General features: G+C 71.8%; 18 protein-coding genes and 1 pseudogene. 5 read left to right on the top strand and 14 right to left on the bottom strand.

All coding sequences use genetic code 11. The annotated features are described in order from the left end of the window. Positions 1-12: 12 nt before the first annotated feature. On the bottom strand, positions 13-2,589 hold the full coding sequence (locus KCH87_RS03865) for a polynucleotide kinase-phosphatase (RefSeq protein ID WP_210584125.1): 2,577 nt from the start codon (positions 2,587-2,589) through the stop codon (positions 13-15). Further along, on the bottom strand, positions 2,586-4,055 hold the full coding sequence (locus KCH87_RS03860; RefSeq protein ID WP_210584123.1) for a 3' terminal RNA ribose 2'-O-methyltransferase Hen1: 1,470 nt from the start codon (positions 4,053-4,055) through the stop codon (positions 2,586-2,588). Before KCH87_RS03860 ends, KCH87_RS03865 begins: the two co-directional genes overlap by 4 nt. A 176-nt stretch (positions 4,056-4,231) precedes the next feature. On the opposite strand from KCH87_RS03860, the gene KCH87_RS03855 reads away from it, so the two are divergent. After that, positions 4,232-5,149, top strand: coding sequence for a DUF4232 domain-containing protein (locus KCH87_RS03855; protein ID WP_210584121.1), 918 nt, complete (start codon positions 4,232-4,234; stop codon positions 5,147-5,149). 19 nt (positions 5,150-5,168) lie between these two features. On the opposite strand, the gene KCH87_RS03850 is transcribed toward KCH87_RS03855, so the two are convergent. The 5 genes from KCH87_RS03850 to KCH87_RS03830 all read right to left on the bottom strand — a co-directional run bounded on the left by KCH87_RS03850 (position 5,169) and on the right by KCH87_RS03830 (position 8,967). After that, positions 5,169-6,092, bottom strand: coding sequence for an LLM class F420-dependent oxidoreductase (locus KCH87_RS03850; RefSeq protein ID WP_210584119.1), 924 nt, complete (start codon positions 6,090-6,092; stop codon positions 5,169-5,171). 232 nt (positions 6,093-6,324) lie between these two features. Next, positions 6,325-6,801 (bottom strand): DUF6099 family protein, encoded by a 477-nt coding sequence (locus KCH87_RS03845; protein ID WP_210584118.1) that lies wholly within the window; start codon positions 6,799-6,801, stop codon positions 6,325-6,327. Positions 6,802-6,974: 173 nt separating this feature from the next. Next, complete coding sequence (locus tag KCH87_RS03840; RefSeq protein ID WP_210584116.1) at positions 6,975-7,328, bottom strand: nucleotide pyrophosphohydrolase; 354 nt, start codon at positions 7,326-7,328, stop codon at positions 6,975-6,977. Beyond that, positions 7,325-8,503 (bottom strand): ATP-binding protein, encoded by a 1,179-nt coding sequence (locus KCH87_RS03835; protein WP_210584114.1) that lies wholly within the window; start codon positions 8,501-8,503, stop codon positions 7,325-7,327. Before KCH87_RS03835 ends, KCH87_RS03840 begins: the two co-directional genes overlap by 4 nt. A gap of 80 nt (positions 8,504-8,583) precedes the next feature. Continuing rightward, on the bottom strand, positions 8,584-8,967 hold the full coding sequence (locus KCH87_RS03830; RefSeq protein WP_210584112.1) for a cell division protein SepF: 384 nt from the start codon (positions 8,965-8,967) through the stop codon (positions 8,584-8,586). Positions 8,968-9,250: 283 nt separating this feature from the next. On the opposite strand from KCH87_RS03830, the pseudogene KCH87_RS03820 reads away from it, so the two are divergent. Beyond that, positions 9,251-10,860: pseudogene (locus tag KCH87_RS03820) on the top strand (hypothetical protein). 7 nt (positions 10,861-10,867) lie between these two features. Here the strand turns inward: KCH87_RS03820 and KCH87_RS03815 are convergent. Further along, positions 10,868-11,383 (bottom strand): YceI family protein, encoded by a 516-nt coding sequence (locus tag KCH87_RS03815; RefSeq protein WP_210584109.1) that lies wholly within the window; start codon positions 11,381-11,383, stop codon positions 10,868-10,870. A gap of 122 nt (positions 11,384-11,505) precedes the next feature. On the opposite strand from KCH87_RS03815, the gene KCH87_RS03810 reads away from it, so the two are divergent. Continuing rightward, positions 11,506-12,009 carry a MarR family winged helix-turn-helix transcriptional regulator gene (locus tag KCH87_RS03810; RefSeq protein WP_210584108.1) on the top strand — a complete coding sequence of 168 codons (504 nt, stop codon included), beginning with the start codon at positions 11,506-11,508 and terminating at the stop codon, positions 12,007-12,009. A gap of 140 nt (positions 12,010-12,149) precedes the next feature. On the opposite strand, the gene KCH87_RS03805 is transcribed toward KCH87_RS03810, so the two are convergent. From KCH87_RS03805 to KCH87_RS03780, 6 genes are all read right to left on the bottom strand, one after another. After that, entirely contained in the window at positions 12,150-12,842 is a 693-nt protein-coding gene (locus KCH87_RS03805) for a sigma-70 family RNA polymerase sigma factor (protein WP_210584107.1), read from the bottom strand. A 181-nt stretch (positions 12,843-13,023) separates the two neighbouring features. Continuing rightward, positions 13,024-13,743 carry a hypothetical protein gene (locus KCH87_RS03800; protein WP_210584106.1) on the bottom strand — a complete coding sequence of 240 codons (720 nt, stop codon included), beginning with the start codon at positions 13,741-13,743 and terminating at the stop codon, positions 13,024-13,026. A 171-nt stretch (positions 13,744-13,914) separates the two neighbouring features. Further along, positions 13,915-14,430, bottom strand: a complete 516-nt coding sequence (locus KCH87_RS03795; protein ID WP_210584105.1) for a copper chaperone PCu(A)C — start codon at positions 14,428-14,430, stop codon at positions 13,915-13,917. 178 nt (positions 14,431-14,608) lie between these two features. After that, the gene (locus KCH87_RS03790) at positions 14,609-16,795 is read right to left on the bottom strand and encodes a cation-translocating P-type ATPase (protein WP_210584980.1); all 2,187 of its coding nucleotides are present in this window, start codon (positions 16,793-16,795) and stop codon (positions 14,609-14,611) included. A gap of 37 nt (positions 16,796-16,832) precedes the next feature. Then, positions 16,833-17,060, bottom strand: a complete 228-nt coding sequence (locus tag KCH87_RS03785) for a hypothetical protein (RefSeq protein ID WP_210584104.1) — start codon at positions 17,058-17,060, stop codon at positions 16,833-16,835. A gap of 58 nt (positions 17,061-17,118) precedes the next feature. Beyond that, positions 17,119-17,514 carry a nuclear transport factor 2 family protein gene (locus KCH87_RS03780; protein ID WP_210584103.1) on the bottom strand — a complete coding sequence of 132 codons (396 nt, stop codon included), beginning with the start codon at positions 17,512-17,514 and terminating at the stop codon, positions 17,119-17,121. Positions 17,515-17,652: 138 nt separating this feature from the next. On the opposite strand from KCH87_RS03780, the gene KCH87_RS03775 reads away from it, so the two are divergent. Next, a complete protein-coding gene (locus tag KCH87_RS03775; protein ID WP_210584102.1) occupies positions 17,653-18,348 on the top strand; it encodes a type 1 glutamine amidotransferase domain-containing protein in 696 nt (231 codons plus the stop codon). A 44-nt stretch (positions 18,349-18,392) separates the two neighbouring features. Then, the gene (locus tag KCH87_RS03770) at positions 18,393-19,361 is read left to right on the top strand and encodes a LysR family transcriptional regulator (protein ID WP_210584101.1); all 969 of its coding nucleotides are present in this window, start codon (positions 18,393-18,395) and stop codon (positions 19,359-19,361) included. Positions 19,362-19,375: the final 14 nt, after the last annotated feature.

Below are 19,375 nucleotides of genomic sequence, written 5' to 3'. Positions count from 1 at the left end.
GACAGGCCCCGGTCACAGCCGCGGGTCCACCGGCTCCGACTCCAGCGCCAGCACCCCGAACACCGCCTCGTGCACCCGCCACAGCGGCTCGCCCTCCGCCAGCCGGTCCAGCGCCTCAAGGCCCAGCGCGTACTCGCGGACCGCGAGCGAGCGCTTGTGGTTGAGGAAGCGGGAGCGGAGGCGGGCGAGGTTCTCCGGGCGGGTGTACTCGGGACCGTAGATGATCCGCAGGTACTCACGGCCGCGGCACTTGATGCCGGGCTGCACAAGTCGGCCCTGTTCTCCCCCACTCTCGGCTTCGCTCGAGCGGGGGGACCCCCATCGCACGACCGCACCCACCGGCTTGACGACCATGCCCTCGCCGCCGCGTCCGGTCATCTCCAGCCACCAGTCGACGCCCGCCTGCACCGAGTCGGGGTCGGCGGTGTCGACGTACAGGCGCCGGGTGGTCTGGAGCAGGCCGGTCGTGTCGTGCTCGACGAGCCGGTCGAGCAGGGCCAGCTGCTCGTCGTGCGGCAGGCCGGCGAGGCTGCGGCCCTGGACGGCGAGGATCTGGAACGGGGCCAGGCGGACGCCGTCCAGGCCGTCGGTGGTCCAGCAGTAGCGACGGTACGAGTCCGTGAACGCGGCGGCGTCCGCGGCCCGTTCGCGCTGCCGCGCGAGCAGGTCGGTCACCTCCACGCCCCGCGCCGCCGCCCCCTCCAGCGCGGCCAGCGCGCCCGGGAACACCGCCCCGGACGCGGCGCCCACGGCCGCGTACTGCGACCGCAGCAGCCCGGACGCCTTCAACGACCACGGCATCAACTCGGCGTCGAGCAGCAGCCAGTCGGTCTCCAGCTCGGTCCAGAGGCCCGCCGCCCCGACGGCCGTACGCAGCCGATCGAGGATCTCCTCCGTCACCGCCTCGTCGTCGAAGAACGGGCGGCCGGTACGGGTGTAGAGGGACCCCGTGGGGCCGTCCACGCCGAACCGCTTCCGCGCCGCCTCCGCATCACGGCACACCAGCGCCACCGCACGCGAACCCATGTGCTTCTCCTCGCACACGACCCGCGCGACCCCGTCCTCCCGGTACTGAGCGAAGGCCTCGGCCGGGTGCTCCAAGTAGCCGTCGATATGCGAGGTCGCCGTCGGTGCCATGGTCGGCGGCAGGTACGGCAGCAGCCGCGGGTCCACGGCGAAGCGGCTCATGACCTCCAGGGCCGCGGCCGCGTTCTCCTCGCGGACGGTCACCCGGCCCGCGTGCCGTGTCTCCACGACCCGGCGGCCGTGCACATCGGCTAGGTCGAGCGGCCGTCCGTCGTGACCGCCGGGCGCCTCGGTCCGCAGCGGCCTGGCGGGCTCGTACCAGACCCGCTCGGCCGGTACGTCGACCAGCTCCCGCTCCGGCCAGCGCAACGCGGTCAGCTTGCCGCCGAAGACGGCGCCGGTGTCGAGGCAGATGGTGTTGTTGAGCCAGGTGGCTTCGGGCACGGGAGTGTGGCCGTACACCACGGCGGCCCGGCCCCGGTAGTCCTCGGCCCACGGGTAGCGCACCGGCAGCCCGAACTCGTCCGTCTCCCCGGTCGTGTCGCCGTAGAGCGCGTGCGAGCGCACCCGCCCGGAGGTGCGGCCGTGGTACTTCTCGGGCAGACCCGCGTGGCAGACGACCAGCCGGCCGCCGTCGAGGACGTAGTGGCTGACGAGTCCGTCGATGAACTCCCGTACCTGCGCGTGGAACTCCTCGGTCTCCCCCTCCATCTGCTCGATCGTCTCGGCCAGGCCGTGGGTGTGCTGGACCTTGCGTCCCTTGAGGTAACGCCCGTATTTGTTCTCGTGGTTGCCCGGCACGCAGAGTGCGTTGCCGGAGCCGACCATCGACATCACGCGGCGCAGCACGCCCGGGCTGTCCGGGCCGCGGTCGACGAGGTCGCCGACGTAGACCGCCGTACGGCCGTCCGGGTGGACGCCGTCGACGTACCCCAACTTGCCGAGCAGCGACTCCAGTTCGGCGGCGCAGCCGTGGATGTCGCCGATGATGTCGAACGGGCCGGTGAGGTGGGTCAGGTCGTTGAACCGCTTCTCGGTGACGATCGAGGCGCTCTCGATCTCCTCCACACCCCTGAGGATGTGCACCTTCCGGAAGCCCTCGCGCTCCAAGTGCCGCAGCGAACGGCGGAGTTCGCGGGTGTGCCGCTGGATGACGCGGCGCGGCATGTCGGCGCGGTCGCTGCGGGTTGCGTTGCGCTCGGCGCACACGTCCTCGGGGACGTCGAGCACGATGGCTATGGGCAGCACGTCGTACTGCCTGGCCAGCTCGATCAGCTGCCGCCGGGCGTCGGACTGCACGCTGGTCGCGTCGACGACCGTGCGCCGGCCGGCGGCGAGGCGCTTGCCCGCGATGTAGTGCAGGACGTCGAAGGCGTCGCGGGTGGCCGACTGGTCGTTCTCGTCGTCGGAGACCAGGCCCCGGCAGAAGTCGGAGGAGATCACCTCGGTCGGCTTGAAGTGGCGGTGGGCGAAGGTGGACTTGCCCGAGCCGGAGGCGCCGATGAGCACCACGAGGGAGAGGTCGGTGACGGGCAGGGTCCGTCCCGTGCGGGTCTCGGTCATGCGGCCTTCGCCTCCTTCTCGTTCGTGGTCCGCATACTGAATACGGCCATCTGCGTGGGCGGTCCCACCTCGGGGTCGTCGGGTCCCACGGGCACGAACTCCACGCCGTACCCGTGCCGTTCGGCGACGGCCCCGGCCCAGGTCCGGAACTCCTCGCGGGTCCACTCGAAGCGGTGGTCGCCGTGCCGGACGTGCCCGGCCGGGAGGGACTCCCAGCGGACGTTGTACTCGACGTTCGGGGTGGTCACCAGGACCGTGCGGGGGCGGGCGGAGCCGAACACCGCGTACTCCAGGGCGGGCAGCCGCGGCAGGTCGAGGTGCTCGATGACCTCGCTGAGCACGGCGGCGTCGTAGCCCCCCAGGCGCTTGTCGGTGTAGGCGAGCGAGCCCTGGAAGAGCTTCACGCGCGAGGCCTGCCGCTCGCCCATACGGTCCAGCTTGAGCCGCCGGGAGGCGATGGTGAGCGCCCGTATCGACACGTCGACGCCGACGATCTCGGTGAACCGCGGGTCCTTGAGCAGCGCCTGCACCAACTGGCCCTGACCGCAGCCGAGATCGAGGACCCGGGACGCGCCGGACGTGCCGAGCGCGGCGATGATAGCGTCCCGGCGCTGTACGGCGAGCGGTGTGGGCCGCTCCTCCGTCTCGGTCTCCGCCTCGACCGCGTTGTCGATCTCCTCGACCTCGCTGTCGTCCGCCTCGGCCAGCCGCACCAGCTCCAGCCGCTCCATCGCCTGCCGGGTCAGCGACCAGCGGCGCGACAGATAGCGGCTGGTGATCAGCTTCTGCTCCGGGTGCTGGGGCAGCCAGCCCTCGCCCGCCCGCAGCAGCTTGTCGACCTCGTCCGGCGCCACCCAGTAGTGCTTGGCGTCATCGAGGACGGGCAGCAGGACGTACAGGTGGCGCAGGGCCTCGGCGAGGGTGAGCCGGGAGGACTCCAGCACGAGACGGACGTACCGCGAGTCGCCCCACTCGGGGAACTCGGCGTCCAGCGCCACCGGTTCGACGGTGACCGTCCACCCGAGCGGCTCGAAGAGGCTTCGTACGAGGCCCGGGCCGCCACGGGCGGGCAGCGCGGGCACCTCGATGCGCAACGGCCGTGCCTGCTGCGGCAGTTCGGGCCGTGCGGTGCACGTGCCCTTCATCGCGCTGGAGAACACCCCGCTCAGTGCCACCGCGAGCAGCGAGGAGGCGGCGTACGGGCGGTCGTTCACATACTGCGCGAGCGCCGCGTCAGGCGCGCCGCCCCGTCCCTTGCCCTTGCCACGCCGGACCAGCGCCACCGCGTCGACCTCCAGCAGCAGCGCCGCCGTGCAGCGCTCGGCGTCCGCCTCGGGGTAGAGGACGTGCGCCGTGCCGTAGGACGTGGAGAACGCCTGCGATTTCTCGGGATGCTTGTGCAGCAGGAAGCCGAGGTCGGTGGCGGGTCGTTCCGGGGTGCCTGTGGTGGTGATCGTCAGGAACACGTGGGTTGGCCTCGAATGGGTCTGAAGTGCGGGTATTCGCCCGCGTGGTCCCTGACAACCTACAGACAACCTCCACACGAACTCCCGCGATTTTCGGCGGCGGCTGTGACAGGCCTGTGACCGGAGGCGTGGCCTCCATCACAGCTCGACGGGTGCGGTCCTGATCCACTCAGCGGATGCGCCCCCTCCTCCTGACCTCATCCGCCGCCCTTCTGCTGCTGCTCACGGCGTGCGGCACGCAGAACGCCGGTTCATCCGGCGGCGGTTCGGCCTCGGCCTGTCCGACGGTGGTGCCGGGAGATCCCTCCGGCCTGGAGCGGGACGGGGTACGGATCACCGGCCTCACGGGCGCCGGATGCGACGAAGTGGAGTACGAGGTCACGAACCGGCAGCGCGAACCCTTCACGTTCACGATCACCTTCGACTACCGCTCGGGCACCGGGGCGGTGATGGCGAACGGCCGGGAGACGGTTGCGTCGGTCCCGGCCGGCCGGACCGTGCGGCGCACCCTCTCCCGGGGTGACAGCGGCGCGGGCCATGTGGAGATCTCCAAGGTCAGAAGCGTTCCCGCCGACGAGGCCCCGTCCGAGGGCGGCGCCTGCCCGGCGTCGGGGGTGCGGGTGTACGCCGATGAGGGCGATGCCGCGATGGGGCTGCGGGTCGTGGGGCTGCACCTGGAGAACTGCGGGACCGAGGCGGCGTATCGGCTCAGCGGCTATCCGCAGCTCCAGCTTCTGGACGAGGACCACGAGCCCGTCGACAGTGTGCGGATCCTTCGCGGCGGCTCCGCGATCGCCTCCGGCACCGGCCAGGACGACCCGCCCCGGGCGCTCGTCCTGCGGCCCGGCGAGCGCGCCCGGACCGGGCTGGTGTGGCGCAACACGACCGGCGCCGGCGACCCGGTGCATGCCCCGTACGTACGGATCCGGGCGAAGTCCGGCGCCTCGCCGGTGACGGTGATCCCGGAACTCGACCTGGGCACGACCGGGAAACTCTCCGTGGGTGCCTGGCAGTTGGACGATGCGGCGAGCGGGCCGGCCCCGGGGAGCGACCGGCCCGTGAGCCCGCCCTCACAGCTCTCCGTACGGCCGTGAGGGCGGCCCCGCGACAGGGCTACGACAGCTGGGACTGGACCTGGGAGGAGATCAGGTCCAGGTGGTCCAGGTCGCCGAGGTCGAGGATCTGGAGGTAGAAGCGCCGGGAGCCGGTCTCGGCGTAGCGGCCGATCTTGTCGACGACCTCGGCCGGGGAGCCGGCCAGACCGTTCGTCTTCAGCTCGTCGGCCTCGCGGCCGATCGCGGCGGCACGGCGGGCGACCTCCTGGTCGTCCTTGCCGACGCAGGCGACGAGGGCGTTGGAGTAGGTGATGTCGTCGGCCTTGCGGCCGGCCTGCTCGGCGGCGGCACGGACGCGGCCGAACTGGCGCTCACTGTCCTCGACCGAGGCGAACGGCATGTTGAACTCGTCGGCGTACTTCGCGGCGAGGCGGGGCGTGCGGGTGGCGCCGTGGCCGCCGATGAGCACGGGGATCTTCGGCTGGGCGGGCTTGGGGAGGGCGGGCGAGTCGGTGAGGTCGTAGTACGTGCCGTGGAAGTCGAAGGTCCGGCCGGCCTCCGTGGCCCACAGTCCGGTGACGATCTCCAGCTGTTCTTCCAGGCGGCCGAACTTCTCCTTCGGGAACGGGATGCCGTACGCCTTGTGCTCCTCCTCGAACCAGCCCGCGCCCAGGCCCAGTTCGACGCGGCCGCCCGACATCTGGTCGACCTGCGCGACCTGGATGGCGAGCACGCCGGGCAGCCGGAAGGTACCGGCGGTCATCAGCGTGCCGAGCCGGATGCGCCGGGTCTCCCGGGCCAGGCCGGCGAGGGTGATCCAGGCGTCCGTGGGGCCGGGGAGACCGTCGCCGGAGCCCATCCTGAGGTAATGGTCGGAGCGGAAGAAGGCGTCGAATCCGAGATCCTCGGTGGCCTTGGCGACCGCGAGGAGGGTGTCATAGCTTGCGCCCTGCTGGGGCTCGGTGAAGATACGCAGATCCATGCATCCATCCTGCATGTTCCTGCCCGCTCAACCCCAACGGTCCCCCCGGTCCCTGCGGTCCCCGGTCGGGTGAAATCCGTGAGCCGGCCTGTGCAGGGGTTTCGCCGCCGGGCGTCACGCCAAGGAGGTCGACGCGGGTTCAGCGCCCCAAAGGGGCGCGGGGAACTGCGCGACCAGCCACCACGAACCCGCAGACGACCTACGGTCCATCGCGCCGCCACCCGCGGAGCGCTCAGCCCGCCTCCCGCTCGGGTAATACCGGCCCCGTCTCCCGGTCCGCCAGCCTGCGCAGCATCTCCCGTACGCGGTCACGGGATTCGTCGGCCGCGTCGATGGCCTCCATGCACTGCCAGTACGTGGACTCGTCGTCCGCGGAGGAGGCGAGGCCGACGAGGGCGATGCCCACCTCGCCGAGGAGGCCGCCGAGGTACATCAGGGCCTGGCGGGCGTCGCCCAGTTCGGTGAGCTGGGCGGCGCGCAGGTCGCTGTCGGGGAGGTCGGGGCGGTCCAGGACGCCGCAGCCCCGGCCCGCCAGTTCGGTCAACCCCAGTGCCTCGCCCCGCAGTTCGGGCGGGCCCGAGACCGCGAGCCGGCCGCCTATCGCCTGGGCCAGGGCCTGTGCCTGCCACGCTTCCGCCATGGTTTGCACCGCTTCTTCGCTCCCTGCGAGCGCACGCCTGTTCGTCACGATGAGCCGCACAGCGTCCATGCGCTGCCCCCGTCCGTCCGACGCGCTCCAGGCACGTCCACCCAACCTCCACTATCCACTACCCAGAGTGAGTGGCCGTGAGACGAAAAGCTAGAGGAAGACGGAAATCTTCGGACAACAAATCGGTGACCGGCAGGTTTTCAACTACTGAGAGTTAAAGCGGAGCTTGCCGCTCAGCGCGGCCCCTCCTCGCTGCGCTCCCCTGCCGCCGGGAACCTCTGTTCGTTCCTGTCGATCTTCGCGTCCAACGCGGCCAGCGGGTCGATCCCGAGGACCTCGCAGAGCTGGAGCAGATAGGCGAGCACATCCGCGACCTCGTCGGTGACGCGGTGCGCGGTGTCGGGGTCGCCCATCACGCGGGACGACTCCTCGGGCGTCAACCACTGGAAGATCTCCACGAGTTCGGAGGCTTCCACACTGAGGGCGGCGACGAGGTTCTTCGGGGTGTGGTACGGCTGCCAGTTCCGCGCGGCGGCGAACTCGGCCAGCCTGCGCTGTAGTTTCGCCAGGTCAAGGTCTTCAGTCACGCGTCAAGGTGTACCACCGTGACCCCGTCCGTCCCCGCGGCCCAGGACGCGTCGCTCACCGCGCCGACGAGGCGGATGTGCCCGCGCTCGCACATCCGCGCCGCCAGCCGCAGCAGTTCGCCGCGCTGCCACGGGTCCAGGGCATGGTCGAAACCGTCGGCGAGGACGGTGAGCGTCTGCATGGCCGCGGGCACCTCTCCGGCCGGGTCGACCTCCAGGACGCCGGGCCCCGTGAGCAGGACCAGCGTCAGGGCGAGGTGCCTCAACTCGCCGTCGCCGAGCCGTTCGAGGGCGGTGCGGATGCCGTCGCCCCGGTCGAGCACGGCGCGGACCGTGCCGTCGCCGAGCGGTTCGGCGAGGACGTCCGCGACGGGTCCTGCGCATCCGGCACGCACCGCGGCGACGAGTTGCGCGTGCCGCCGGCCGCACTCGGAGCGGGTGCGCCACAGGACATCGGCGAGGTTGTCGCAGCCGCCGAGGAGCCGGCCGGAGCCGAGGGGCACGGGGAGGCGCATACGGTCGGGCCGTGGGGTGCAGGGGAAGACCGAGCGCAGGGCGACGACCATCTGTTCGGCAGCGGCGAGGACGCGCCGCTGTCCGTCCGTCTTGCCTGCCACGCGCAGCGGCAGCAGCGCGGTGCCGAGCCGGTCGTCCGGCAGCGGGGCGCGGGTGACGGGCGCCGATCCGGCCGTGTGCCAAGCGGCCTGTACGGCGCGGCGCCCCGGGTCGCGCAGGGCGGTCTCCAGGAGGACGAGGCCCCCGGCCGTCAACCGCTCGCCCACGATACGCAGTTCGGGCTCGGCCTGGACGGCGACGTCGAGGTGGACCGGGCCCTCGGGACCGTCGGCCGTACACCCGATACGGAAGCCGCGGCGGCGCTGGGCGTCGGGGCGGGCCCGCTCCGGGACGCAGGTGACCGGGTCGGCGAACACCTCGCCGAGCTCGGCTCCTCCGCCGAGCCGCGCCAGTGCCTCGTACGCCCGCAGCGCGCTCGTCTTCCCACAGCCGCTCGGACCGGCGAACAGGGTGAGCGGGCCGAGCGGAAACCCGGCCCGCCGATGCCCGGCGAACGCCGACAGCCGCAACTCGGTGACACAGGGCCGGTCCGGACAGCTCCCGCGGGTCGTGGGCGCACAGGGCACCGAGGGCGAGGGTGATACGGATGACAGAGGCATATCCGGACCGTAGGACCGCGCCCGTCAGCCGAACCGTTCCTCCCTGTTCGGCTTCCTACGATCGGGGGACGGCAGTGGCTTCACGGGCCGGCGACGCCCTCCATCAGCGCGCTCACCTCGGTACCCGGCGGCGTCAACAGGAACACATTGCGGTCGACGCGATGCATCCCGCTCGCCAGCCCGAAGACGACGCCGGTGCTGAAGTCCAGGACGCGCTTGGCGACCTCGCTCTCCGCGCCGGTCAGGTCGAGCAGGACCGGGACGCCGGCCATCAGGGTCTCGGCGACCTCGCGGGCGTCGCCGAAGACACTGACCCTCAGGACGACGAAGCGGCGGCGTGGCTCGGTGGCCGCTTCCGGAAGCGCTCGGTGGTCCACCGCGGACGGCCAGGCGTCACGGCCGCGCAGCGGTACGACCTGGGCGAGCCCTTCCCACTGTTCATCGGTGACGTCGTGACCGTTCACCTGTACCCCCGAACTGACTCGCCTTCACTGCCTGCACCAGCCAATTCTTACGCCACACCACCCGTTCGGCCCAACCGCGACACGGCCCCGGGACCGGCACATGACAAGGGTCACTCCGGTCCGGATCCTGCCGGGTCGCCCCCTCTTACTGCGCTCACACTGGACTCTTCACCTCCGTCGGCACCTCACTCACCGGGCGCGCCTATGGTCCGGTGGCGTGTACGTGGCAGAACGGGTGACTCCCCCTCAGCAGGCAGCAGCGCAGGCACGGGCCCGGTCCGAGGTGTCCGCGTCCGGATCCCCCGCCCAATGGCACCGCGTCCTGACCCTGCTCGCCGACATCAGCCTGTTCGTCGGGACGCGCGGGATCTGGACGCAGGAAGTCGACACAGGGCACCGCAGCGTCCGCTAGGCTGATGCAGCCAGTCTGCGAGCCCTTAGAAGGCACGAACCGGCTTGCCCGGGGACACGGTTGTGGTTGGTGTCGACCAGGCTGGCGTCACCGGGGTCCCCCGGTGTGGGGCCTTGTCACCGGTCCCGCGCCCGTCAGGGCGGATGCGACCTCGATGGCGCAGCCAGCGGCAGCCGAGGAGCGCGACGAGGTGTGAACAACTGAGCACACAAGCTCATCCGTTCACGGCCGAGAAGGTGACCTACGGCTATCCCCCACTGGCGCCCCTGCTGTGGGTGGGGCACGGCGCCGCGGCGGCCACGCTGCTGAGCACGGGCGCGCTGGTCGTCGCGACCGTGCTGCTGTGGCGGATGCTGCCCGTGGCGTGGCGGCCGGCGGCGACCATGGTGTGCCTCGGTTTCGGGGTACTGCCGTCGTACGGCCGACTCGGCTATCCGGCGATCGTGGCGCTGGCCCTGCTGGTGCCGGTGGTGGTGCGCTGGCCGCGGATCGGGCGGGGCGGGCGGCTCGGGGCCGCCGGGGTGGCGCGGGCCGCGTGCCTGGGGGCCGCGTGCGCGGCGCAGCAACTGCCGTGGTTCCTGGCGCCGTTCCTGCTGGCCGGGATCTATGCCGTGCGGCGCGGGGAGCTGGGGTCGCGGGCGGCGACGCCGGTGCTGCTCAGGGTTGCCGGCATCGCTGCCACGGTATGGCTGCTGATCAACACGTACTTCAGCGTGAGCGAGCCGGGTGCCTGGCTCCGGGGCATCGCGCTGCCGCTGACGCAGGGCGCGGTGCTGCACGGGCAGGGGCTGGTGGATGTCTCGCTGTACCTCACGAACCGCAGCGGCCGGCTCGACTGGTACTCCCACGCCAGCCTGCTGCTGGCGGCGGCGGCGCTGCTGGTGCTGTTCGTGCTGTTCGTACGGCGGTTGGGTCCCGCGGCGACCGTGCTGCCGTGGTGTGCCTTCTTTCTCGCGACGCGTTCGCAGGACGGCTACTACCTGCTGATGACTCCGCTGTGGCTGGCGGCCGCGGTGAGCGCGCCGGCGTCGGAGTTCGCCGGGGCGTGGCAGCCGCGTGCGCTGTCCGGTCCCGGCCGCGGTCCGGTGCGGATCGCCGCGACGGTGCTCCTGCTCGCCCCTGCGCTCGGGAGCGCGCTCTGGGCGGCGACGGGGACGCCGCCGCTGCACATGCGGGTGACTTCGGTGCGGCGGGCCACGGCCGACACGGTTTCCCTGCTGGACCTCCGCGTCACCAATACGGGCGGCGCCGCGCTCGCGCCGCACTTCATGCTCACCACGGGCCAGGGCACGCACCCGTACTGGTCGATCGTACGGGGCCCGGCCATGCTGCCCGCCCACACCACAGCGCCCTACGAACTCCTGCCTCCCGGCGGGAAGTTCACGCTTCCGGGGCCACGGGGCCGGATCCGGCTGCGTGCTTTCACCGCCGGACCGCAGACACTGTCGAGCGCGGATGTGCCGCTGCGCGCGGGTGGTTGACGCCCCGTCAGGCGGCGGTGCGGACGAAGCGAAGCGTGGTGGTGATCGTGGTCAGGCCGCGGATCATGCCGAGCTGGTTCCAGCCCATGCCGAACTGCTCGCGGTTCACGGAGAATTCCGCGTCCAGGGTGAGAGAGTCGGCGTCCGAGCCGATCAGACGTGCGGTGAAGGACTGGGGCCGACTGACGCCACGCGCGGTCAGCTGACCGACGACGTGCACCTTGTCACCGTCGCGGAGTTCGGCGCTGCGGACCGCGAAGGTGATCTCGGGGTGGTTGTCGGCGTCGAAGAAGTCGGCGGACCGCAGGTGCTTGTCGCGCTTGGCATTGCCGGTGTCCAGGGCGGTGGCATCCAGGGTCACGGTGCCGATGGCGGAGCCGTCGGACCGCACCTCACCCTGGCCCGTGACGGCGGGGAAGGTGCCCTTCACGGTGACCATGCCCCACATCGTCTTGTGCCGGAGGGCGACGGTGGAGGCGGTGGTGTCGAGCTGCCACAGTCCGGTTTCCACAGCGACGGTCATGATCGTTCCCTGCTTTCCTGATACGTGCCTGGTGTTCAAATTTGGATGACCTCACGCTAGCCGACTATCCAAATCTGAACAACCCCTCGGTCCAAAAATGGACAACAGGTAGACTCAGATCCATGGCCGACTCCGACGCACCCACCGCCGATCTGCCCGAATGCCCGTCCGCGCAGGGTGGCGGACTGCTGCCCACGGAGCTGCGCGCCTGGATGGTGCTGCTGGCCGCGACGGGAGCCGTCGAGCAGCGGCTGCGTGCCGTGGTCAAGGAGCGGCTGGACGTCTCGCACGACGAGTTCCTGGTGCTGTGCCTGCTGGCCGAGCAGCCCGAGGCGGCCCTGCGCATGACCCGGATCGCGGAACTTCTCGGCCGCCCCAAGACCCGGCTCACCTACCAGATCGCCTGCCTCCAGCACACGGGCCTGGTCACCCGCAGGTCGGTCTGCGGCGACAAGCGCGGCATCGAGGTCGCCCTCACGGACAAGGCCCGCAGCGTGCTGACGGAGGCCTCCGACGCCCTGGCCGAGACGGTCAAGGAGTCACTGGCCCAGTTCATGGGGCCCGCTCAGCGGGAGGCGATGTGCGGTCTTGTGCCCGACCTCGTCGAGGAGACGAAGGGGCACTGACGTCCCGGCCGTCCCGCTGCTCGAAGTGACTGGGGGATGACGCCGGGGCGCGGTGGTGCGACCGAGGTGCGCACGATGGTCGCGGGGAGGGGGTCGGCGGTGAGTGCCACCGGCCCCCTTCCCCAAGGCGGATGCCGGACCTACGCCGCCAGCAAGGGCGCGGGCTCCACCGGCGCCTGCGGCTGCGGCGCGTCCGCCTCCGCCAGCAGATCCATCAGCGTCGCCCGCGCGCGAGCCACCCGCGAGCGGACCGTCCCCACGGGGCAGTCGCTCACCTCGGCGGCCTCCGCGTACGGCAGTCCGAGCAGCTGGGTGAGGATGAACGCCTCCCGGCGCTCGTCCGGCAGCACCGCCAGCAGATCGAGCAGCGCGACGCCGTCGTCGAAGCCGGGCAGGTCCCGCGGCTGGGCCAGCTCGATGGCCAGCTGCCAGTCCGGTACGTCGGACCGACGTGGCCGGGCGGCGGCGTACCGATAGCCGTCGATCACCGCGCGCCGGGCGATGGACAGCAGCCAGGCGCGGGCCGAGGAACGGCCCTCGAAGCGGTGCAGGCTGCCGAGCGCCCGCAGGAACGTGTCCTGCGCCAGGTCGTCGACGGCCTGTGGGTCGGCGCAGAGATGGGCGACGTACCGCAGGACGTCGCGGTGCAGCGCACGGACGAACTGCTCGACGGCGTGCGCGTCTCCGCCGCGGGCGGCGAGCGCCCAGGCGGTTATCGAGTCGTCGAGGCTTGCCTGGTCAATGACTTCTGTCTGGCCAAATACTTCTGTCTGGCCAACTACTTCCGTTCTGCCGTTTTTGTCGCGCGAGTGCGGCAGGGCAGGAGTGATCACCTGGTGTCCTTCTCGGTCATCCGGAATCGGACCGACGGCGCACGCGGGTGCGGCGGTCCGGTCAGTGGGGAGACGGCCGTAAGACGTCTGCGCGGGCGTGAGGCACTGGCTCACGCCGCCTACGTGGACGTACGGCCGAGGCCCGAGGCGCGCACGGGCGGGCTCGGGTTACCGGCTGTCTTCAGACGACAGCGGTCCCCAGGGGCGGACCCCGAGACGTGATCGCATGGACGAGAAGGAGAAGCCGCGGCGCCCGATCCGAGCGCCGACGGCGCACGACGAGGCGGGGGCGGTGCGGCGGGGCCGGAAGCGCGAGCAGCAACCGCAGGGGGGCCGCGAGCCATCCGGCCACGGCGCGCAGGATACGGAAGGCGGCGCGTTCGCCGTACGCCAGCCACAGGCCGCTCAGCAACGCGGCGAGCAGGTGGGCGGCGAGCATGCCGAAGGACGACGAACCGCCCATCGACAGGGAAGTCAAGGAGGACAGGGCCGACATGGAGTCCGAAGCCGTTTGTCCCATGTGATCCATATGGCTCATGTCCATATGGGCCACGCCCATGGAGTCCATGGCGTCCATATGCATCGAGCCCGTGTGCGCGGAGCCCATGTCCATGTCCGAGTTCATGGAGGTCGAGCCGTTCGCCGTCCCTGCCTGCGCGTACGAGAACGCCTTGTGCAGGGCGGTCTGGGCGATGACCGCGACGGCCACGACGAGGGCGAGGCCGCGTTCACGGCCCGCCAGGCACCAGCCGGCGACGCCGGTGCCGGCCGCGCCCGCGGCCAGTGTCCAGGCGGGTACCTGGGAGCCGGACATCAGGACGTGGCCCAGAGCGGCGAGCACCACACAGACGGCCGCGAACACCGCGGCCCGTACTGTGCGAGAACACCACCCTGCTGTCATGGCGACACATCCTCGCATCCTGACGTCGGCCGTCACCCGTGGGTACGGAAATCCACCCCGCACCGCACTCAACTCGAGGCGCGTGATCCACGCCACGACAACCCTCGGGAACCTACCGGGAGTCGACTCCGACGGCTGTACCAAGAACGTTAATTACAGCGAACGCGACGCTCACGACCCCGGCCGGACCACCACCGCGGGGACGTGCACCGGGTCGCTGTGCCGGAAGTGCAGCGTGAACGCCACGAGATCACCGGTCCGCCAGTCGGCGCCCGCCCGCAGGACCGAGTCGATCCCTTGCGGCGACATCGACAGCTCGCCGCCCGCGGGCACGGCGGCGGACTCCACGCCCTCGGCGTAGGCGGCCCCGCCGCCGGTCATACGGTGGCGGCTGAGCGTGATCTTCCCGCGGACGTCCTCCGAGGTGACTCCGGTCAGCCGGTCGTCCGCGCCGCCGGAGTTGGCGATGTCGAAGAAGGCCGCGGTGTCGGTGGTGTCGCCGTACGGCAGGAACACGCGCGCGTTCGAGACGTCGATGCGGGGCGGGGTGCCCGCCTTTCCGGCGCTCACCCAGGTCGTGAGTCCGCCCAGCGTGACGCTGCATGCGGCGACGGGGACCAGGGCGGCCAGCAGGGTGTCGGTGAGGCGGCGGCGGGTGGGGCGCCAGGGATGGCGGGTCGGGTTCATCGCGTACGCCCTCCTGCTCGCGCCGGCTGCCAGGCCCGCAACCGCAGGCTGTTCCCCACCACCAGCACCGAGCTGAGCGACATGGCCACCGCAGCGAACATCGGGGACAGGAGACCCACCATGGCGAGCAGCAGAGTCACCGCGTTACAGGCGCGTCGGCGAGTGGGGCGCGTCGGGTTCATCGCGTACGGCCCCCCGCTCGCGCCGGCTGCCAGGCCCGCAACCGCAGGCTGTTCCCCACCACCAGCACCGAGCTGAGCGACATGGCCACCGCGGCGAACATCGGGGACAGGAGACCCACCATGGCGAGCGGCAGCGTCACCGCGTTGTAGCCGAAGGCCCAGACGAGGTTGGCGCGGATCGTGCCCAGGGTGCGGCGGGCCAGGAGGATCGCGTCGGCCAGGGCGTCGATGTCACCGCGTACGAGGGTCACGTCGGCTGCGCCGGCCGCCACGTCCGTGCCGGTGCCCATGGCGATGCCGAGGTCGGCTCCGGCCAGCGCGGCGGCGTCGTTGACGCCGTCGCCGACGACCGCGACGCGTTCACCGCGCTCCTTCGACTCCCGTACGAGGTCGGCCTTGTCCTCGGGTGTGCAGCGGGCGTGCACCTCCTGGATGCTCAGGTCGGCGGCGACGGCCCGGGCGGCCGCCTCCCGGTCGCCGGTCGCCAGGACCGGACGTACGCCCAGGCGCCGCAGCCGGTGGACGGCCCGGTAGCTGCCGGGGCGGACGACGTCCCCGAGTTCGATCAGGGCCTGGGCGACGCCGTCCACCCGGACCAGGACCGGCGTGTGCGCGGCGGCCTCCGCGACGGGCAGCGCGTCCGCCAGGGCGACGGGCAACTCCTCGTCGGGGGCGAGGACTTCGACGAGCCGCCCCTCGACCCGTCCGCGCACGCCGGACCCCGCCTCGGCCCGGAAGTCGCTCACGTCGGGCAATGACCGCCCCCGTCGCGCGTACGAGGTGATCGCCCGGCCCAGCGGATGCTCCGAGCCCTGCTCGACTGCGCCGGCCAGTCGCAGCACGGCCTCGCGGCCGAGGCCGCCAGGCACCGCGGTGACGCGGGCGACGGTCATGTGGCCGGAGGTGAGGGTGCCGGTCTTGTCGAGGACGACGGTGTCGATGTGCCGCAGCCCCTCCAGGGCCTGCGGTCCACGGACCAGGACGCCGAGCTGGGCGCCCCGGCCGGTGGCGGCCATCAGCGCGGTCGGCGTCGCCAGGCCCAGCGCGCACGGGCAGGCCACGACGAGTACGGCCACGCACGCGGTGATCGCGGCCTGCGGATCGGCCCCGGCGCCGAGCCAGAAGCCGAGCGTCGTGACGGCGAGCGCGAGCACGACGGGGACGAAGACGCCCGCGACCGTATCCGCCAGCCGCTGCGCCCTCGCCTTGCCCGCCTGAGCTTCCGTCACCAGCCGGGTGATGCGGGCGAGTTGTGTGTCGGCGCCGACCGCGCCGGCCCGCACGAGCAGCAGTCCGCCCGCGTTGACGGCCCCGCCGACCACCGCAGCGCCCGGCTGCACCTCGACCGGCTCGCTCTCGCCGGTGACCAGGGACAGGTCCACCGCGGAACTGCCCTCCACGACCTCGCCGTCGGTGGCCACCCGTTCCCCGGGCCGCACCACGAAGACCTGGCCGACCCGCAACTCGCCCATGGGCACCAGACGTTCACTGCCGTCGGCGCGCACCGAGACGTCCTTGACCGTCAGTGCGGCCAGCGACCGCAGCGCCGCTCCCGTCCCGTGCCGCGCCCTCGCCTCCAGGAAGCGGCCCGCCAGCACGAACAGCGGTACGCCGACGGCCGCTTCGAGGTAGATGTGCGCCACGCCGTCGGAGGCGGAGGGCAGCAGACTGAACGGCATCCGCATCCCCGGATCGCCGGCACCGCCGAGGAAGAGTGCGTACGCCGACCAGGAGAAGGACGCCACGACGCCGAGCGACACCAGCGTGTCCATGGTCGCCGCCGAGTGCCGCAGCCCGCGCATCGCCCGCACATGGAACGGCCACGCACCCCATACGGCGACCGGTGCGGCCAGGACGAAGCACAGCCACTGCCAGTTGCGGAACTGGAGCGACGGCACCATCGACAGCACGAGCACCGGTACCGCGAGCAGCGCGGTGATCGCCAACTGCCGTACGTCGTCGGGAAGTCGGCCGGCTTCCGGATCCTCCCGGCGCTCCTTCTCCGGCTCGGGCAGCGCGGCCGTGTACCCGGCCTTCTCCACCGTCGCGACCAGATCCTCGGGCCGCACGGACGCCGGGTGGCTCACCCGGGCGCGGCCGGTGGCGAGATTGACGGTCGCCGTGACGCCGTCGAGCCTGGCGAGTTTCTTCTCGACGCGGTTCACACAGGCCGCGCAGGTCATGCCGCCGACGGTGAGGTCGGTGGACACCAGGGTCGCTTCAGCCACCGTGTCCGCCCCCGTGTGTCGTGTCGCCGTCGTCGTCGCCGTCGGATGTGGTTCCGGGGGCGTGTATGCCGGGTGCGACCGGTCCGGCGGTGGCGCCGACGGCGTACGACACCGTGAACAGCAGGGCCAGGAGCAGGAGGAATCCGCAGAGCGCGGGCGGGGGCAGCAGCTTGCGCAGCGCCGCGCCCGCGCCGGTGGGGAGTCGTCGGGAGTCGTCCATCACCTTCAGCAGTCGGGTCCGGTGGGCTCCGAGTTCCCGGGCGGCCCTGTGGCGCGCGTCACTGCCCGCCGGCCGCCTCCCGCTCGATCCGCTCGAACTGGGCACCCATCGCCTCGGCCAGCGCGTTGGCCGCCGACAGCGGGCGGACCATGACGGTGAACTCGTCGATCCGCCCGTCCTCGTCGAAGTGCAGGAAGTCGCAGCCCTGGAGCTGCTTGCCGCCGACGGTGGCGGTGAACACGAGCGCGTGGTCGCGGCCGTCGGGGTTGGCGATCTCACGGACGTACGTGAAGTCCTCGAAGACGCGGAGGACGCCGCGCAGGATCGCGCCGGTGATCGCCTTGCCGGTGTACGGCTTGAAGACGACGGGGCTGGTGAACACGACGTCGTCGGCGAGCAGCGCTGCCACGGCTGCGGCATCGCGGTTCTCGACGGCCTTGCGGAAGGGGTGCACGAGATCACCTCACAGTGACTACTTACTCAACAAGTTGAATAAGCATATCGGCTATCACTGTGGTGCTATTGGGTTTCCAATACCCGACATTGGATTCCTCATTGGATCCCTATGGCGGGCCCGCCCTACCGTGGATGCATGTCAAAAATCCTTTTCGTACTGACCGGCACCGACCACTGGACGCTCGCCGACGGCACCCGCCACCCGACCGGCTTCTGGGCCGAGGAGGCCGTCGCCCCGTACGAGGCGTTCAAGGCCGCCGGTCACGAGATCGTGGTCGCCACCCCCGGCGGTGTCGTGCCGACCGTCGACCAGGCCAGCCTGGCGCCCGAGTTCAACGGGGGCCAGGAAGGCGCCGACCGGGTCGCGGCCGTGCTCGCCTCGCTCACCGAGCTTCAGCAGCCGGTCAAGGTGGAGGAGGTCCGGCTCGACGACTACGACGCCGTCTTCTATCCGGGCGGTCACGGCCCGATGGAGGACCTCGCCGTCGACGCCGCCTCCGGCAAGCTGCTGATCGAGACCCTGGACTCCGGCAAGCCGCTCGGCATTGTCTGCCATGGCCCGGCGTCGATGCTGGCCGCGGTGCGGGCCGAGGGCGGCAACGCCTTCGCCGGCTACCGGGTCGCGGCCTTCACCAACACCGAGGAAACCCAGTCCGGGTTCGCCGACAAGGCGAAGTGGCTGCTCGAGACCCGGCTCGTCGAGGCGGGCGTGGACGTGCAGGTCGGCGAGCCCTGGGTGCCGCACGTGGTCGTCGACCGCAACCTGGTCACCGGCCAGAACCCGGCCTCCTCCGCCCCGCTCGCCACCGAGCTGCTGAAGAAACTGGCCTGAGCGAGCAGGGCCGCAAGCCATAGCGAAGAGCTAGGCTCACCGCTATGAGGCATAAGGATTCCGATGGCCCCCACGGGTCCCGCGAGCCCCGGGACCCGGACGGGGCGCCGCACTCCCCGCCCCTGGACCTGAACCTCGTCCGTACGTTCCTCGCCGTCTACCGCTCCGGCTCCTTCACCGCCGCCGCCCAGCTGCTCGGCATCTCGCAGCCCACGGTGACCACCCAGGTCAGGGCCCTGGAACGGCAGTCGCAGCGCGAGCTGTTCGCCCGGCTGCCGCGCGGGGTCGCGCCGACGCCCTACGCCCATGACCTGGCGACCAGGATCGCGGGCCCGCTGGACGCGCTGCTGGCCGCCACCGGACACGACCCGGCGGAGGCCGCGGCCACCGCTCCGGTCCATCTGGCCGGGCCCGCCGAACTCCTCTGCCTCCGGGTGCTGCCCGCGCTGGCACCGCTCATCGCGGACGGCGTGCAGGTGCGGATCACGCCGGGCCTGACCGACCCGCTCCTCGACGAACTGCGCTCCGGCCGCCACGACCTCGTCATCGCGACCGCTCGCCCACGCGGCCGGACGCTGGCCGCGGTGCCTCTGCTGGACGAGGAGTTCGTCCTCGTCGCCGCCCCGACGTGGGCCGAGCACGTCGCCGGACGCCTCACCACGGAGGGTCCCGGCACCCTCCACTCCGTCCCGCTGATCACCTACGCCGAGGACCTGCCCATCGTCCGCCGCTACTGGCGCCACGTCTTCGAGCAGCGCCTGAACTGCCGCGCCGCCGTCACGATGCCCGACCTGCGGGGCGTCCTGGCGGCGGTCACGGCGGGCGCCGGCTTCACGGTCCTGCCCCGCTATCTCTGCGCGGCCGAACTCGCCGCCGGCGCCCTGGTCCTGCTCCACGAGACGGACGATCCGCCGATCAACACCGGGTATCTCGTCCAGCGCCCGGGAGCACCGGAGAACCCGGACGTCGCCCGGGTACGGGAGCGGCTGCTGGCGCTGGGGCCCACGTGGTGACGTCCTCGGCCCCG

The organism is Streptomyces sp. GESEQ-35 (genome assembly GCF_017948485.1).
Classification (GTDB): Bacteria; Actinomycetota; Actinomycetes; order Streptomycetales; family Streptomycetaceae; genus Streptomyces.
The sequence above is the reverse complement of the archived record's forward strand: the minus strand, read 5'-3'. Positions and strand labels throughout refer to the sequence as shown.